This is a genomic window from Virgibacillus senegalensis (assembly GCF_000821245.2).
Classification (GTDB): domain Bacteria; phylum Bacillota; class Bacilli; order Bacillales; family Amphibacillaceae; genus Sediminibacillus; species Sediminibacillus senegalensis.
Genome location: NZ_LN611423.1, coordinates 356772 through 372163 on the forward strand (window position 1 = coordinate 356772; position 15392 = coordinate 372163).

The 15392-nt window shown below is 46.2% G+C and carries 11 protein-coding genes, 1 pseudogene and 1 riboswitch; of the genes and pseudogenes, 7 read left to right on the forward strand and 5 right to left on the reverse strand.

Going from position 1 to position 15392, the window contains the following annotated elements; all coding sequences use genetic code 11:
- The 4 genes from carB to BN1067_RS03235 all read right to left on the reverse strand — a co-directional run bounded on the left by carB (position 1) and on the right by BN1067_RS03235 (position 7535).
- On the reverse strand, positions 1-3246 hold the full coding sequence (gene carB, locus BN1067_RS03215; RefSeq protein WP_053217467.1) for a carbamoyl-phosphate synthase (glutamine-hydrolyzing) large subunit: 3246 nt from the start codon (positions 3244-3246) through the stop codon (positions 1-3).
- Positions 3239-4342 carry a carbamoyl phosphate synthase small subunit gene (locus BN1067_RS03220; protein ID WP_053217468.1) on the reverse strand — a complete coding sequence of 368 codons (1104 nt, stop codon included), beginning with the start codon at positions 4340-4342 and terminating at the stop codon, positions 3239-3241. Before BN1067_RS03220 ends, carB begins: the two co-directional genes overlap by 8 nt.
- Positions 4343-4866: 524 nt before the next feature.
- The gene (gene argH / locus BN1067_RS03230; protein ID WP_053217470.1) at positions 4867-6279 is read right to left on the reverse strand and encodes an argininosuccinate lyase; all 1413 of its coding nucleotides are present in this window, start codon (positions 6277-6279) and stop codon (positions 4867-4869) included.
- Positions 6276-7535 (reverse strand): argininosuccinate synthase, encoded by a 1260-nt coding sequence (locus BN1067_RS03235; RefSeq protein WP_053217471.1) that lies wholly within the window; start codon positions 7533-7535, stop codon positions 6276-6278. The genes argH and BN1067_RS03235 overlap by 4 nt, the downstream gene beginning before the upstream one ends.
- 374 nt (positions 7536-7909) lie before the next feature.
- Between BN1067_RS03235 and BN1067_RS03240 the strand changes: the two genes are divergently transcribed.
- The 7 genes from BN1067_RS03240 (at position 7910) to BN1067_RS03270 (ending at position 14053) form a co-directional block, all read left to right on the forward strand.
- A complete protein-coding gene (locus BN1067_RS03240) occupies positions 7910-8848 on the forward strand; it encodes a DUF4349 domain-containing protein (RefSeq protein WP_053217472.1) in 939 nt (312 codons plus the stop codon).
- A gap of 73 nt (positions 8849-8921) precedes the next feature.
- Positions 8922-9033, forward strand: a riboswitch (TPP riboswitch).
- Positions 9034-9211: 178 nt separating this feature from the next.
- Positions 9212-10222: an ABC transporter substrate-binding protein gene (locus tag BN1067_RS03245; protein WP_053217473.1), complete on the forward strand. Its 1011-nt coding sequence runs from the start codon at positions 9212-9214 to the stop codon at positions 10220-10222.
- On the forward strand, positions 10215-10508 hold the full coding sequence (locus BN1067_RS03250) for an MTH1187 family thiamine-binding protein (protein WP_053217474.1): 294 nt from the start codon (positions 10215-10217) through the stop codon (positions 10506-10508). The genes BN1067_RS03245 and BN1067_RS03250 overlap by 8 nt, the downstream gene beginning before the upstream one ends.
- Positions 10505-11272: an ABC transporter permease gene (locus BN1067_RS03255; RefSeq protein WP_053217475.1), complete on the forward strand. Its 768-nt coding sequence runs from the start codon at positions 10505-10507 to the stop codon at positions 11270-11272. The genes BN1067_RS03250 and BN1067_RS03255 overlap by 4 nt, the downstream gene beginning before the upstream one ends.
- Positions 11265-12002: an ABC transporter ATP-binding protein gene (locus BN1067_RS03260; protein ID WP_053217476.1), complete on the forward strand. Its 738-nt coding sequence runs from the start codon at positions 11265-11267 to the stop codon at positions 12000-12002. The genes BN1067_RS03255 and BN1067_RS03260 overlap by 8 nt, the downstream gene beginning before the upstream one ends.
- Positions 11960-12775: a TatD family hydrolase gene (locus BN1067_RS03265; protein ID WP_324777790.1), complete on the forward strand. Its 816-nt coding sequence runs from the start codon at positions 11960-11962 to the stop codon at positions 12773-12775. Before BN1067_RS03260 ends, BN1067_RS03265 begins: the two co-directional genes overlap by 43 nt.
- Positions 12776-12931: 156 nt before the next feature.
- Positions 12932-14053 carry an MBL fold metallo-hydrolase gene (locus tag BN1067_RS03270; protein ID WP_053217478.1) on the forward strand — a complete coding sequence of 374 codons (1122 nt, stop codon included), beginning with the start codon at positions 12932-12934 and terminating at the stop codon, positions 14051-14053.
- A 127-nt stretch (positions 14054-14180) separates the two neighbouring features.
- Here BN1067_RS03270 and BN1067_RS03275 read toward each other — a convergent pair.
- Positions 14181-15332 (reverse strand): annotated as a pseudogene (locus tag BN1067_RS03275) (aminotransferase class I/II-fold pyridoxal phosphate-dependent enzyme); the annotation flags it as partial.
- Between the last annotated feature and the right edge of the window lie 60 nt (positions 15333-15392).

Consider the following 15392-nt stretch of genomic DNA (forward strand, 5'->3'; position numbering starts at 1 on the left):
TCACACACGCTCCTTTGCTCTGTTTACCCCTTCACTCATCAAGAGATATTCCTCGATTGCATTCGGTGCTTCGCTGGTTTGAGCAGAAGCTTTCAAATATGCTGTCAACGTTTCGGCGGAAGTAATGCATAGCGTATCGGTTTTCAAGGCATCTTCTCGAAGCTTTCTATGACTGTCAGCTTCCGAGCCCTGCTGCAGATCGCAGACCAATGCAAACGTATTGTCCAAGCATTTGTTTCCAGCATCGGATGGTGAAAGAACCTCGCTGACCGTAATATCCTGGCTTTCAAGCATTTCAGTTGTATCCTGATCAGCGATGATCGTCACCGGTAGCCTATCCAGTAAGGATAGCAATGCAGCAGGCAATCTGCCGATGTCACTTCCCAGGGATAAATATATTTGCTGATCGCCTTCAAGCTCCAGCAGATAGTTTTCCTTCCAACCAAACGCTTTGGCCATTGCCGATTCCACCGTCAAGCCGAGGCCAATCGCTTCCCCCGTGGACTTCATCTCTGGTCCGAGAAATGGATCGACACCTGGCAGCTTATTGGTAGAAAAGACCGGCACCTTTACGGCATAGTAACCGACAGGCTGATGAAGGCCTGTGTTCCAACCCATTTCTGCCAGTTTTTCGCCCATTTGCACACGTGTAGCCAAGTCGATCAGCGGAACACCTGTCACCTTGCTGGCGATCGGTACCGTCCGGGAAGCCCGAGGGTTTACCTCGAGTACATAAAGATCCTGGCGGTCCTCGCTAATGACAAATTGAATGTTGATGATCCCTTTCACATTCAATGCTGCAGAGATTCTTTTTGTATATTGTTCGATCGTCTTCTGCTGCGTATTTGTCAAACATGGTGCCGGGAACACAGCGGTACTGTCTCCGGAATGGACCCCCGCTTTTTCCACATGCTCGAAAATTCCCGGAATCAGTACATCTTCTCCGTCGCATACCGCATCGATTTCCACCTCGTATCCGGGGATGAAGCGATCGATCAGTAACGGAAAAATCCGCGAGTCCGGTGCTTCCTGTTTCAAGCTGTCAATATAGCTGAGCAGTTGACTGCGATCCTGGATCACGACCATTCCGCGGCCGCCGATCACATAAGAAGGGCGAAGCAAAACAGGATAACCGATGCGGGCGGCGATTTCCTCCGCATCTTGTGTGTCCATCACCGTTTCACCAGGTATGTGCGGAATCTCAAGCCGCTGTAACAAACGGTAAAATTGGTCCCTGTCTTCTACGGTTTCAATCGCAGCCAGTGAGGTACCGTAAATTTTCACCCCTGCTTTTTCCAATCCTTCCGCCAGGTTAACGGCTGTTTGACCGCCGAATTGCACCATTACCCCATCAGCCTCTTCTTTCTCCAATACATGAAGAACATCTTCCTCTGTCAATGGTTCAAAATAAAGATGGTCTGCTGTATTGAAGTCGGTACTGACAGTTTCCGGATTATTATTGATGACTATCGCCTTGATGTCCTGCTCCTGCAAGGACATGGCTGCATGGACTGAGCAATAATCAAATTCCACTCCTTGGCCGATCCGAATTGGACCTGAACCGAGTACTGCCACTTTCTTATGGCCGTTGATTGCTTCTACCTCATCGCTCTCTCTCCAGGAACTATAATAGTAAGGCGTCTCGGCTGAAAATTCAGCAGCACAAGTGTCCACCATTTTATAAGCCGGGGTTAATCCAAGCTCTACAAAGCGTTGATGTACTTCCAGCTGGCTTATTTGATAAATGTCGGCTAGCAGCCGGTCGGAAAACCCGTAATACTTCAATCTGCTCAGCTTCTCCTTATCCAAAGACTCCCAACTCTGTTTGCGAAGGTCGATTTCCGTTTGGATCATCATTTCCATTTCATTTAAAAAGTAGTTATTGATTTCGGTCAATTGATGAATTTTTTCTACCGAGTATCCACGACGGAAAGCTTCTCCAATCACAAATATCCGCTCGTCTGTTGCCTCGACAAGCGCTGATTCGATTGCAGCATCCGACCATTCGGCATGCGCCGGCCAAGCCAAATATTCTGTTCCGATTTCAAGCGAACGGATGGCTTTGTTCAAAGCAGCCGGAAAATTTCTGGCAAGAGCCATGACTTCCCCTGTTGCTTTCATCTGCGTACCAAGCAGCCGGTTCGAATCGGCAAATTTATCAAATGGCCAACGCGGAATTTTTACCGCAATATAGTCGATGGCCGGTTCAAAGCTGGCATAAGTGTGTCCGGTAATCGGATTGATTACTTCATCCAGCTGATAACCCAATGCCAGCTTGGCAGCAATACGGGCTATCGGGTAACCGGTGGCTTTGGAAGCTAGTGCACTGGATCGGCTGACTCTCGGATTAACCTCGATGATTACGTACTCATCACTGTCCGGGTTAAGGGCAAATTGAATATTACAGCCACCGACGACTCCCAATTCCCGGATTACTTTGCAGGAGGTAGAACGAAGGAGCTGGTATTGCCGATCGTTCAACGTTTGTGAAGGAGCAACGACGATACTGTCGCCGGTATGGACGCCTACAGGGTCGATATTCTCCATATTGCAGACAATAATGCAGGTATCATTGGCATCCCGCATTACTTCATACTCGACTTCTTTCCATCCTTTCACACTTTGATCCACCTGGACTTGGCCGATAGGGCTGGCATGCAGACCATTTCGAACAATTGCCTTCAGTTCGATTTCATTGTTGGCAATTCCTCCTCCTCCGCCTCCTAACGTATAGGCGGGACGGATAATCATCGGATAACCAGCAGTATCTGCAAACGCAACTGCTTCTTCCACGGAGCTGGTGGTAATGCTTTCCGGGACGGGTTCGTCGATCGACTTCATCATCGATTTGAACATTTCCCGATCTTCTCCCTTTTGGATAGTGTCGAGCGGTGTTCCGAGCAATTCCACCCCGTATTTTTCCAACGCTCCGGATTGCGATAAGGAGACTGCCAGATTCAGTCCTGTCTGTCCCCCCAATGTCGGCAGAATACCATCCGGTCTTTCTTTTTCGATAATTGCTGTCAAAGAAGCACAAGTCAGCGGTTCGAGATACACATGGTCGGCAATGTTATGATCGGTCATAATTGTAGCCGGGTTGTTGTTGACCAGCACCACTTCAATCCCCTCTTCTTTTAAAGCGAGACAAGCCTGGGTACCAGCATAATCAAACTCGGCAGCCTGACCGATGACAATAGGTCCCGAGCCGATAACCAGAACTTTTTTGATATGCGAAAACTTAGGCATGCTGTTTCTCTCCCTTGTTCGAAATCATCTGCAGAAAGTCTTGAAAAATTTCATAAGTATCAATCGGGCCAGGATGGGCTTCCGGATGAAATTGGACGGTCAAAACAGGCTTATGGCGATGAATGAGCCCTTCAACCGACCGATCATTGACATTGATATGGGAAACTTCCCATTCCGAGAGTTTGATCGAGTTCTCATCGACCACATAACCGTGGTTTTGCGAAGTGATAAACACTTTTCCTGTAAGCAAATCCTTGACCGGATGATTGCTGCCCCGATGTCCATAAGGAAGACGTTCTGTTTTTCCACCATAAGCCAGGGCTATCAGTTGATGTCCTAAGCAAATCCCCAACGTAGGATATGTCTCTGTTAGCTGTTTGATATTAGAACGTAATCCTGCTAAGTCTTCCGGATCTCCAGGACCGTTGGACAATACCACTCCATCAGGATTCAGATTGTTCACGACCGCCGGATCGGTATCATAAGGGACTACTGTCACGTTGCAGCCAAGCTCCGTCAATGTTTTCGTGATGGAATGTTTATAACCATAATCAAACAACACGATGTGTTTGCTTTCGTTCTGGTTAAAGGAAGCAGTTTTCTTTGCTGCTATTTTGATCATTCTGTTGACCGACACCTGTTTGACGATTTCCGGATCGACTTTTTTGTTTACCGGTAAATCCTCTGGTTCCGTGGTGATCTTACCATATACCACTCCGCTTTCACGGATGATCCGGGTAAGGGACCTAGTGTCGATATCATACAAGGTTGGTACCTTATACTGCTCCACCATTTCCTTAATCGTATATTTCGCCTGATAATGTTCTGGCGCCTGACAAGCGGAGGATATCACCAGTCCAGCCAGAGCTGGTTTGAAGCTTTCGTGATCTATGTCGTTTACTCCATAATTCCCAATTAGCGGATATGTCATGGTAACAATCTGACCTGCATAAGAAGGATCCGTCATCACTTCCTGATAGCCTGTCATGGCTGTGTTAAATACCAATTCCCCTTCTACGGCCATTTCTGTGCCCAGCCATTTCCCTTCCAATACATCTCCCGTACTCAGTACAAGGTAGCCTGGTGTTTCAATCATTGTTCCACTCCTCTCATGGCTTATTAATATTTATTCACTTAAAAGTATATTTATCCATAAAGGTTGAAAAATTCGGCCTGCTTCCATGTGTCTGGAGCAAGCCGTCACCTAAAATTTTTATAAAGGCTGTTTTCGTAAAGACTGTGGTTCTCATGAAAGATACAATCTGCGAACTAATTTCGGGTGACTACACTACATTTTATCCTTGCTGCGGAAATACCCTGCGCTTTCCGCGGGCGGCTGGTGAGCTTCCTCGAGCTAAAGCTCTGCGGGATCTCACCGAGGCCTTTCCTCCCGCTGGAGTCATCGGGTATTTCCTCCGCCCATAAACACCTTCTTGTTTCTAACCGAAGATACTCCCAAGGAATCCTTCAGGCAGGGAAGAAGCTGATTCATGCAGTTCCTTGGCTGCAGCGTCCCAACAGAAAGCGAGTGTTTTTCCGTAGCAAGGAAGGACTAGCACTACCTGTTATAGCTTGAAAACAGTAAAGTTTGAGAAAAGAGCCTTTATAAAAAATAGATTGCTAGCTTATTAACTGTTTATGTTCTTCGATCCATTCCATGTTTATTTGGAAGAGCTGGCTTGCTGTGGCCATCTGTTCCTTCACCCGTGATTGTGCTGTACCGCCAACGACATTTCTGGCATTGACGACAGCCTTAGGGGCCAAAACCTCGTATATGTCCTCTTCGATTAGGGAGGAAAACTGCTGAAACTCTTCTAGTGATAAATCCAGCAGGAATTTATGTTGGTTGATACTATACAAAACTGTCTGCCCGACAACAGCGTGTGACTCCCGAAAGGCCATTCCCTTTCCAACTAAATAATCTGCCAGATCGGTGGCATTGGAATAATCCTTTTCCACGGCTTTATACATGTTGTCTGCTTTGACATTCATCGTTTCAATCATTGGAGCAAAAAGTGCCAGCGCCCCTTTAAGGGTTTCAACCGTGTCAAACATTCCTTCCTTGTCTTCCTGCATATCTTTATTATAAGCAAGCGGCAAGCCCTTCAAGGTTGTCAGCATACCCATCAAGTGTCCATACACTCGGCCCGTTTTGCCTCTGACCAGTTCAGCGACATCCGGATTTTTCTTTTGCGGCATCATGCTGCTTCCTGTGCAAAAGGCATCATCCAGTTCGATGAAATTGAATTCAGCACTCGACCATTGGACAAGCTCCTCACACAGTCTGGACAAATGAGTGGAAATTAGTGATGAATTGGCCAAAAATTCAACGACAAAATCCCGGTCACTTACGGCGTCCAGACTATTTTCACAAACTCCGTCAAAATGAAGTTTATCGGCAACATACTGACGGTCGATCGGAAAAGTCGTTCCAGCCAGCGCCCCGGCACCGAGCGGTGATTGATTGACACGTTTCCAGCTGTCGGATAGTCGTTCCATATCCCGCTGAAACATAAACACGTAAGCCATCATATGGTGGGCAAATAAAACAGGCTGGGCGCGCTGCAAATGGGTATAACCCGGAAGCACCGTTTCTAAATTAGCTTCCGCCTGTTTGTGCAATGCCTTTTGCACATCCAGCAGCAGCTGACTGATTGTCACCAATTCCTCACGCAAATACAAGCGCATATCCAGGGCGACCTGGTCGTTCCTGCTTCTGCCGGTATGAAGCATGCCCCCGACAGGTCCGATTTCGTCGATCAGCAGTTTTTCTATATTCATATGAATATCTTCGTTTTCTTCACTAAGCACCGCTTCACCAGATGCAATTTTGTCCCTTACGGTTTTGAGGCCATCTGTTATGGCTGCGGCATCTTCTTCCGATACAATCCCGCACACCTTCAACATTTCTACATGGGCAAGGCTCCCTTGTACGTCATGTACTGCAAGTTTCTTATCAAAATGAATAGATGCTGTATATTCATCGACTAGTTCATTTGTCGGCTTGGTGAACCGTCCGCCCCATAGTTTCATTGTTTAACAGCTTCCTTTACATCGACGACCACGTTTTCAACGGAAGAGTCCGTTACTGCTTTGGTTTGGTTGACTGCGGCATGGACTTTTGTTGGCAGTCCCCAAAGCTTGATAAAGCCTAGTGCAGCATCATGATCAAAAGAGTCTTCCGGGTTATATGTTGCCAGGTCAAAATCGTAAAGCGATTGTGCAGATTCTCTGCCGATGACCTGTGCTTGGCCTTTGTATAGTTTTACCTTCACTGTTCCAGAAACATGGTCCTGGGTTTGTTCAATAAATGCTTGCAACGCTTTGGTCAACGGGGAATACCATAAACCGTCATACACGGTCTGAGCCAGCTTCTGTTCCACCGTCGGTTTGAATTGAGCCACTTCACGAGGCAGTGTCAATGCTTCCAATTCTTGATGGGCGGCAATCAGTGTCAAAGCAGCAGGGGCTTCATAGATTTCCCTTGATTTGATTCCGACCAACCGATTTTCGACATGGTCGATACGTCCCACACCATGCTTACCGGCGATTTGATTCAACTGCAAAATCAACTGGGAAAATTCCATTTCCTCTCCATCAAGCGATACCGGTTTTCCCTGCTCGAAGGTGATCTGGACGACCTGCGGCTGGTCAGGTGCATCGACTGGATCTGTGGTTAAATCATAAGCGCCTTTTGGCGGTTCGGCCCACGGGTCTTCCAATATGCCACATTCATTGCTCCGTCCCCACAAATTCTGGTCGACGCTGTATGGGTTATCGATATCGACAGGCACAGAAATACCATTTTCCTCCGCATAGGCAATTTCCTCATCTCTCGACATAGCCCATTCCCGTACTGGTGCGACAATTTTTAAATCCGGATTCAGGGCGGTGAAGGCTATATCGAATCTTACCTGATCGTTTCCTTTACCAGTACAGCCATGCGCTACCGCGACAGCCCCTTCTTTTTCGGCAATTCCTACCAGCACCTTGGCAATCAAAGGCCGGGATAATGCGGAAATCAATGGATATTTGCTTTCATACAATAGATTCGCCTGTAGTGCAGGGAGGACATATTCATCTGCAAAAAGTGATTTAGCGTCCACTACATAGGATTTTATTGCTCCAACATCGAGCGCTTTGTTTTTAACAAAGTCCAAATCCTTTCCTTCTCCAACATCTAAGGCGACAGCAATCACATCAAAGTTATATTTATCCTGAAGCCATTTGATAGCGACAGAAGTATCAAGACCACCTGAGTATGCCAAAACAATCTTTTCTTTTTTCATTTTATTAACGCTCCCCTTCTGCTTATTATCTATTAAAAGATAGAACATGTTTTGTTGTGTATGAATTATTATGCACTATTTGGTATATTAATTCAAGAGAAAATGATCAGTTTTTTTAGAAAAATATAATCACTCTTCTACTTCAGCCACCAAACTGCCCTGTTTTCACCATTTAACATCGATCCATACTGTAATTTTATGATAGGCATTCACAGTTGTGATGGTAGCCCACCGCCCAATTTCCTTCGTTACAGGATGCATATTCTGCACTCGTTTATGCGTTTATACATACATATCTATACAAAAAGCCGAAACTGTTTGTAACTTTTGTCACTCGACGACGTCTACATAAAAAACTAAAGGGTGGTCAAAAAATGAATAAGAGGTATTCGCTTGTATTGATACTCTGTTTTGTCATGCTGCTGGCAGCTTGCAGCAACGGCTCCCAAGAAAGCGCTGACACCTCTATGGAAATGAGCAGCTCCGACACAGAAAACAGCCAGGAAAGTAAAACTTTGAGCGACGAGATGGCAGAAGGAAACGCAGGAGGTGAAGCAGAAGAGCAACAGGCAGAAAATTCGGGAGCAGCCGTTGAAAAGGCAGATCAAATGGTGCGGAAAGTGATTTATCATGCAAATTTGCGGATTGAGGTTAAAGATTATCAACAGACAGTCGACAACATTCAGTCACAGATTACAGAAGCCGGTGGTTATATTGTCGAAGCGAGCACTTACCAGAACCCTCAAGATGACCTTACATCCGGCCATATTACAGCAAGGGTACCGCAGGAACAGTTCCGGCCTTTCCTAGATTTTGTGGAGAAGGGAAGCAGCAAAGTTCTCGAAAACAATATATCCGGACAGGATGTCACGGAAGAATACATCGATCTGCAATCCAGGCTCGAGTCAAAACAGGCTGTCGAGAAACGGTTGATGGCATTTATGGAGGAAACGAATAAAACAGAGGATTTGCTGAAAATATCCGAAGACTTAGCCGGCGTACAAGAAGAAATCGAGACGATCACGGGTAGAATCAATTACCTGGAAAATAAAACTGACTTGGCTACCGTCAATATTGACATCCAGGAAAATGATTTGACGATTTCCGGAAGCAGTGGCGACACCACCACTTGGCAGAAAACAAAGGAACAGTTTGTAAAGAGTGTCGATCTCCTCCTTTCCTTCTTTTCCGGTTTCGTTGTATTTTTAATTGGAAATCTGCCCATTCTGCTTTTGCTGGCCGTTCTTGCCTTTTTGGGGATTTTTATTACAAGAAAAGCAATCAAAAAAACAAAGGATATAGAGAAGGACTAAGAACTGGCACTTGAAAAAATGGAAGGGCTGTGGCAAGGTTAAATAGTAATAACGTATCAATCCAATTGAATCACTTTACATGTAGGGGGACCAGTTACTGCTGGTTGAGATTGTATCCGTAAAGATACTGACCCTTGGAACCTGATCTGGCTGACACCAGCGTAGGGAACATATTTGAACGGTAGAATGCGATGATATGCACCCTAGGTATGGCCTATGGTGCATTTTTTGTTGCCTTCTCATGGTCTGCCTTCAACAGAATCATATGTTATTTTTATTCACTTACTTGCATATGCTTCCTGTTCCCTATTTCAGTCCCGCATTGTCTAAGTGTTTCATCAATAACTGCTAGGAGGAAATAGGATGAAAAAAGTATGGATTATGCTTACTGCACTGCTGCTTTTGGCAGCCGGTTGCAGCAGTGAGGAGAACACCGGTTCACAAGAAAAGGATTCCACAAAGAAAGTGTCCCTTGTTTTGGATTGGACACCAAACACGAACCACACCGGTATATATGTAGCGCAGGAAAAAGGATATTTTGAGGAGGAAGGGCTTGATCTGGAAATTCTGATGCCGGGAGAAGCTGGAGCAGACCAACTGGTTGCATCCGGCAAAGCTGACTTTGGAATCAGTGCTCAGGAAGCATTGACGGAAGCACGTGTTCAGGATATCCCGATTGTCTCGATTGCCGCTATTATTCAACATAATACTTCCGGATTTGCTTCGCCAAAAGAAAAAGAAATCACTTCCCCAAAGGATTTTGAAGGCAAAACGTATGGCGGCTGGGGTGCCCCTGTGGAAAAAGCGGTAATCGAATCGCTGATGAAACAGGAAAAAGCTGACGTGGCCAAAGTCGATATGGTTAATATGGGAGATACAGACTTTTTTACGGCCGTCGAACGAGATATCGATTTTGCGTGGATTTACTATGGCTGGACCGGCGTGGAAGCAGAGCTCCGGGGGGAAGAACTGAATATGCAATACTTGACCGACTACTCCGAAAAGCTGGACTACTATACACCTGTACTTACCACGAGTGAGCAGAAAATCGCAGACGACCCGGAAATAGTCGAAGCTTTCGTGGCTGCTGTTTCCAAGGGATATCAGTTTGCTGCAGATCATCCGGATGAAGCTGCAGACATCCTGACTGAAGCAGTTCCCGATTTGGATGCCGAACTTGTGAAAGCCAGCCAGCAATGGCTTTCCCCTAAATACCAGGATGATGCTCCGCGTTGGGGCGAACAACAACAACAAACCTGGGAAAACTATGCTGACTGGATGTATGAAAATGACCTGCTTGACCAAGAACTGGAAGCAGAAAAAGCCTTCACCAACAAATTTTTACCGGACGGAGGAGAAAAAAACAATGGCTGATTCACTCGTAAGTATTCAAATCATCCCAAAAACAAAAAACGGCGAAGATGTGATTCCCTATGTAGATGAAGCAATAGCTGTGATTGAGGAAGCCGGGGTTCGATACCAGGTACATCCGTTGGAAACGACCATGGAGGGAGATTTAAGCGAGTTGTTTGCTGTCATCGAAAAAATGAATCGACGGATGATAGAACTCGGCAGTCCTAACGTGATTTCCCAAGTCAAAATTCTTTACCAACCAAGCGGCGCATCCATGGATAAACTTACGGAGAAATACAGCAAATGAAGCGGATAATGACAGGATGGCGCCCAGCTGCAGCCATCCTGGTATTGTTGCTGGTTTGGGAAGCAGCAGGCAGCCTTGCAAATGTACCTGCCTGGCTGCTACCTTCACCATCGCAAATTTGGCTGGAGGCAGTGTCCGGCTGGGCAGATTACCAGCAGCATTTGTTCTCGACGATCAAACTTACCCTGCTGGGATTCTCGATTGGTACAAGTATTGGAATTGGATCTGCAGTCTGTTTGCATTTGCTGCCCAAGCTCAGAGAAACCGTCTATCCATTAATGATCCTCTCGCAAAACATCCCGATTATCGTCCTTGCGCCTCTTTTGGTTATCTGGTTTGGGTTCGGGGTTCTGCCAAAGTTGATCATCATCACGTTGGTTTGTTTTTTTCCCATTGCCGTTTCCACTCTCGATGGTTTCCGTCAAACAAGTCCGGAATTGCGGCACTATTTAAAAATGGCTGGTGCGGATAAACGGCAAATATTTTCAAAGCTGGAATGGCCGACAGCCCTTCCGTCGCTATTTTCCGGATTGAAAATCTCCGCTACCTACAGCGTGATGGGAGCTGTGATATCCGAGTGGCTAGGAGCCCAACGGGGAATCGGTGTCTACATGACACTGGCATCCTCTTCCTTCCGGACCGACAGGGTATTCGTCGCGATATTCTTTATCATGGTGCTTTGCCTTCTTTTTTTCGTTGCCATTGTCACCATAGAAAAGCGAGTCATTCGATGGAAAAAGGAAGGAGAGGAACAGCATGGCTGAGTTATCATTAATCGATATTTCCAAATCATTCGATGGCAAGCAAATATTAGAGCGGATTTCCCTGTCCGTTTCAGATGCCGAATTTGTATCCATTGTCGGTCCTTCGGGAAGTGGCAAAAGCACGTTATTCCATTTAATCGGAGGATTATTGGAGCCGGATAGCGGCGATATCTATTTGGATGGCGAACGATTGAATGGAAAAAGAGGGACAATCAGCTACATGCCGCAAACCCCTTCTTTGATGCCATGGCGTACTGTATTAGACAATGTTGTCCTCGGCGCAGAACTGATCGGCAGGAAAAATGGGAAGAAAGCCATCGAAATGTTGGCCAAAGCAGGGTTGGCAGGATACGAAGAAGCTTATCCAAATCAGCTGTCAGGCGGAATGAAGCAGCGTGTCGCTTTTATACGGAGCATGTTGAGCCCGCAGTCTTTCATTTGCCTGGATGAACCCTTTTCGGCACTGGATGAATTTACACGATTGGACATGCAGCAATGGCTGCTTTCCATGTGGGAAGACCATCGCCGCTCGATCCTGTTCGTCACCCACAACATCGAAGAGGCTCTTTTCCTTTCCGACCGGGTCATCGTCTTATCAAGCGGACCAGCCCGGGTAAAAGCTGATTTCACCATTCCTTTTCCCCGTCCACGCAAGGAATCGGTAGTCTTGTCACAAGAATTTTTAGAGTGGAAAAAAACAATCTATCAAGAGTTGCAGGTGATAACATGATGCAGCCGATTATCGATGCCCATATTCATCTTGACCTATACGGAAGCAGACAGCAACGGCAGCTGCTTCAGGAGATGGAAAGGTATCAGACAGAGGGTTTGATCGCGGTATCGAACCACCTTTCCTCAGCGGAACGGACGCTGGAGCTTTCCCAGGTTGATCAGCGTGTCCATCCAGCATTTGGGTACCATCCGGAACAGAAGCTTCCGGCACCTGACGAGCTAAGCGGACTTCTCGCCTTTATGGAAAATCACAAGGAAACCATGAAAGCAGTGGGAGAAGTCGGCCTTCCATACTATTTGCGTAAGGAAGAACCGACAATAAGCATGGAACCATATAAGGAACTTTTGGAGTTGATGATTGTTCATGCTGTACGCTGGGGAAAGCCAATTGTTTTACACGCTGTATATGAAGATGCCCCGGTTGCCTGCGAATTATTGGAGAAGCATTCCATCCGTCAAGCGCATTTTCACTGGTTTAAAGGCGACAAAAACACTGTCCAACGGATTGTCGCTAATGGATACAAACTTTCCGTAACACCGGATTGTGTGTATGAACCGGAGATACAACGCATGATTCAGCAAGTCCCTCTAACAGCATTGATGGTCGAAACAGACGGACCATGGCCTTTTCACGGACCATTCCAGGATGTGATGACCCATCCAAAAATGATTCATGCCAGCGTCGCCAAGATAGCTGAATTGAAGCAGCTTTCTGTGGCGGTCGTTTACGATCAGCTGTTGAAAAATACAAAAGGTTTTTACCAGTTCTGAATTACCATACAGGTTGTCTTAAAGAAGAGGTCTTCAGACTCTCTTGTATTAAGTTGTGTCTTTCGTTTTCTTACCCGAATGAAAGGGTATTTGCCTATATATAATGAAACTAGGAAGTTTGTTATAGTAGGAGAAAAAAGGAGGCAGAACTGGAATATGGAGCCGTTGACCGTACAGGAGCTTGCCAGTCGTATGTTACATCAGGAGGATGTTTTCATTTTGGATATCCGCCGGCAAAAGGATTATCAAGACTGGAAAATCGAAGGAAGGAATATTGATTCGATCAACATTCCGATGGACGAACTCAAAAAGACACCGATAGAAGCAAAACAGCAGCTTCCACAAGACCAAACCGTTTATATCGTTTGCTATAGAGGAATATCTGCTCAGACGGCTGCTGCCCTTCTGCAACACGAAGGCATGAGTAACATTACATATTTAATCGGCGGAATGACGGAATGGGGAGAACACCTGGAGCCTGTGCTAGCAGGAACATTACCGCACGGAGGATGCATCTATCAATTCATCCGTTTTGGAAAAGGCTGTCTCTCTTATATGATAGAGAGCGGCAATGAAGCCATGGTTATTGATCCAAGCCGGTTCACAGAGGTCTATCAATCCTTTGCTGAAAAGCGCGGTTGGACAATCAAGCATGTAGCCGACACCCATCTGCACGCCGACCATATTTCCGGAGGCAGAAAACTTGCCGAAGCAACCGGTGCTGTCTATTGGTTCCCTCCAGAAGATGATGAAGGTGCTTCTTTTCCTTATACCCCGCTGGAAGACGGTAAGCATATCGATTTGGGAGGCAGCCAACGGATTACCATCCTATCATCGCCTGGCCATACGATCGGTAGTACAAGCTTTATCGTCGATGACGATTATTTGTTAACTGGGGATACATTATTTGTCCAATCAATCGGCCGACCAGACCTAGCTGGAAAAGCGGATGAATGGGCGAAATTTTTACGTCATACTTTATATAATCGGTTCCCTTCTTTATCTCAGGAACTCGTTGTACTACCGACTCATTTTAGCAGTAGTAATGAATGGTCGGACGATGGAAAAATCCAACGTACCTTGCAGGATTTATACCGAAACAACCAACGTCTGAATGTAGACTCAGAAGACCGTTTCATTGAGTTGGTAACCGAAAGCCTCCCGCCACAACCAAACAGTTATCAGGAAATTCGGCAGGTCAATTTGGGGCTTATACAGCCTGAGTCTAGAGAGCAGCAGGAGATGGAAGCAGGACCGAACCGTTGTGCCGTCAGCTAAAAACAAAGAAGCGGAAGCCATCATTCCCCTTCTGCCGTTTGACTACCGCCGTGCCGAATTTGACAATTTCCACGGGCTTTTAAAAGACTGGTTTATAGAAAAAAACCAGTCTTTTTGCGTCTAGTAATCAATTAAATAAGTTTAGCTTCGCTATCCGGTCAGCGGCTTCCTCCAACCGTTCTTCCCTGTCCAGCAGGCCAACACGGATATACCCTTCACCGCTTTCCCCGAATCCGTTCCCAGGAGCCACAGCAACATGGGCTTTTTCCAACAACAAATCGGCAAATTCTTCAGAATTGAATCCGACTGGTACCGGCAGCCAGGTAAAGAAGGTACCTTTCGGCATATCTACCTCCCAGCCGGTTTCACGCAACCTATTGATAAAGCGATCCCTGCGTTTTTGATAGTTTTTCACCAGTTCAGATACTGCGGTTTGATCACCCGTAAGTGCCTTCGCAGCAGCATGCTGAATCCCACCGAACAAACTGACATACATATGATCCTGCAACAAGTTGATCTGTTCTATCACCGAACGGTTCCCTACTGCAAAAGCCACTCTCCACCCTGCCATGTTATAGGTCTTAGATAGTGTATATATTTCGACGCCAACATCCTTTGCCCCTTCGGACTGCAAAAAGCTTTGCGGTTTTTCTCCGTCAAATCCCAGTGCGCCATAAGCAAAATCGTGGACGACACACACATGGTACTTGTCTGCATATGCAACCGTCTCGTCAAAGAAACGCTTGCTTGCAATTGCGGAAGTCGGGTTATTCGGATAATTCAAAAACAGCAGTTTGGCTTGTTCCCAAGTCTCGGCATCAATCGTCTGATAATCCGGCAAAAACGCATTTTCTTTCAACAATGGCATACTGAAGGTCTCAGCATCAGCCAAAGCGATGCCTGACATGTAATCTGGATAACCTGGATCAGGCAGCAAGGCAAGATCTCCTCGATTAAGCAGACATTGGCTCAATTCCACCAGCCCCGTTTTTGCTCCAAACAAAACCGCAACCTCTGTTTCGGGGTCAAGATCCACCTGATATTCCCTTTTATAGAAGTCTGCTGCCGCCTGCTTTAAAAACGAATAGCCGCGAAATGGTGAATACTTGTGATTGGATGGGTTTTCCGCAGCGTCCTGCAGCTCTTTCACAATAGCTTCGGGAGTCGGTAAATCCGGGTTCCCCTGTCCCAAATTGATGACATCGTATCCTTTTTCCACCAAGTTTTTTACCTTTGCTACAAGACTGGCGAAAAACTGGTCAGGAAGTCTNCAAAGAAGCGGAAGCCATCATTCCCCTTCTGCCGTTTGACTACCGCCGTGCCGAATTTGACAATTTCC

What these genes read in the sequence shown, in the direction of transcription:
- carB (WP_053217467.1), bottom strand. Translation starts at nt 3,246, where the DNA reads ATGCCTAAGTTTTCGCATATCAAAAAAGTTCTGGTTATCGGCTCGGGA.
- BN1067_RS03220 (WP_053217468.1), bottom strand. Translation starts at nt 4,342, where the DNA reads ATGATTGAAACACCAGGCTACCTTGTACTGAGTACGGGAGATGTATTG.
- argH (WP_053217470.1), bottom strand. Translation starts at nt 6,279, where the DNA reads ATGAAACTATGGGGCGGACGGTTCACCAAGCCGACAAATGAACTAGTC.
- BN1067_RS03235 (WP_053217471.1), bottom strand. Translation starts at nt 7,535, where the DNA reads ATGAAAAAAGAAAAGATTGTTTTGGCATACTCAGGTGGTCTTGATACT.
- BN1067_RS03240 (WP_053217472.1), top strand. Translation starts at nt 7,910, where the DNA reads ATGAATAAGAGGTATTCGCTTGTATTGATACTCTGTTTTGTCATGCTG.
- BN1067_RS03245 (WP_053217473.1), top strand. Translation starts at nt 9,212, where the DNA reads ATGAAAAAAGTATGGATTATGCTTACTGCACTGCTGCTTTTGGCAGCC.
- BN1067_RS03250 (WP_053217474.1), top strand. Translation starts at nt 10,215, where the DNA reads ATGGCTGATTCACTCGTAAGTATTCAAATCATCCCAAAAACAAAAAAC.
- BN1067_RS03255 (WP_053217475.1), top strand. Translation starts at nt 10,505, where the DNA reads ATGAAGCGGATAATGACAGGATGGCGCCCAGCTGCAGCCATCCTGGTA.
- BN1067_RS03260 (WP_053217476.1), top strand. Translation starts at nt 11,265, where the DNA reads ATGGCTGAGTTATCATTAATCGATATTTCCAAATCATTCGATGGCAAG.
- BN1067_RS03270 (WP_053217478.1), top strand. Translation starts at nt 12,932, where the DNA reads ATGGAGCCGTTGACCGTACAGGAGCTTGCCAGTCGTATGTTACATCAG.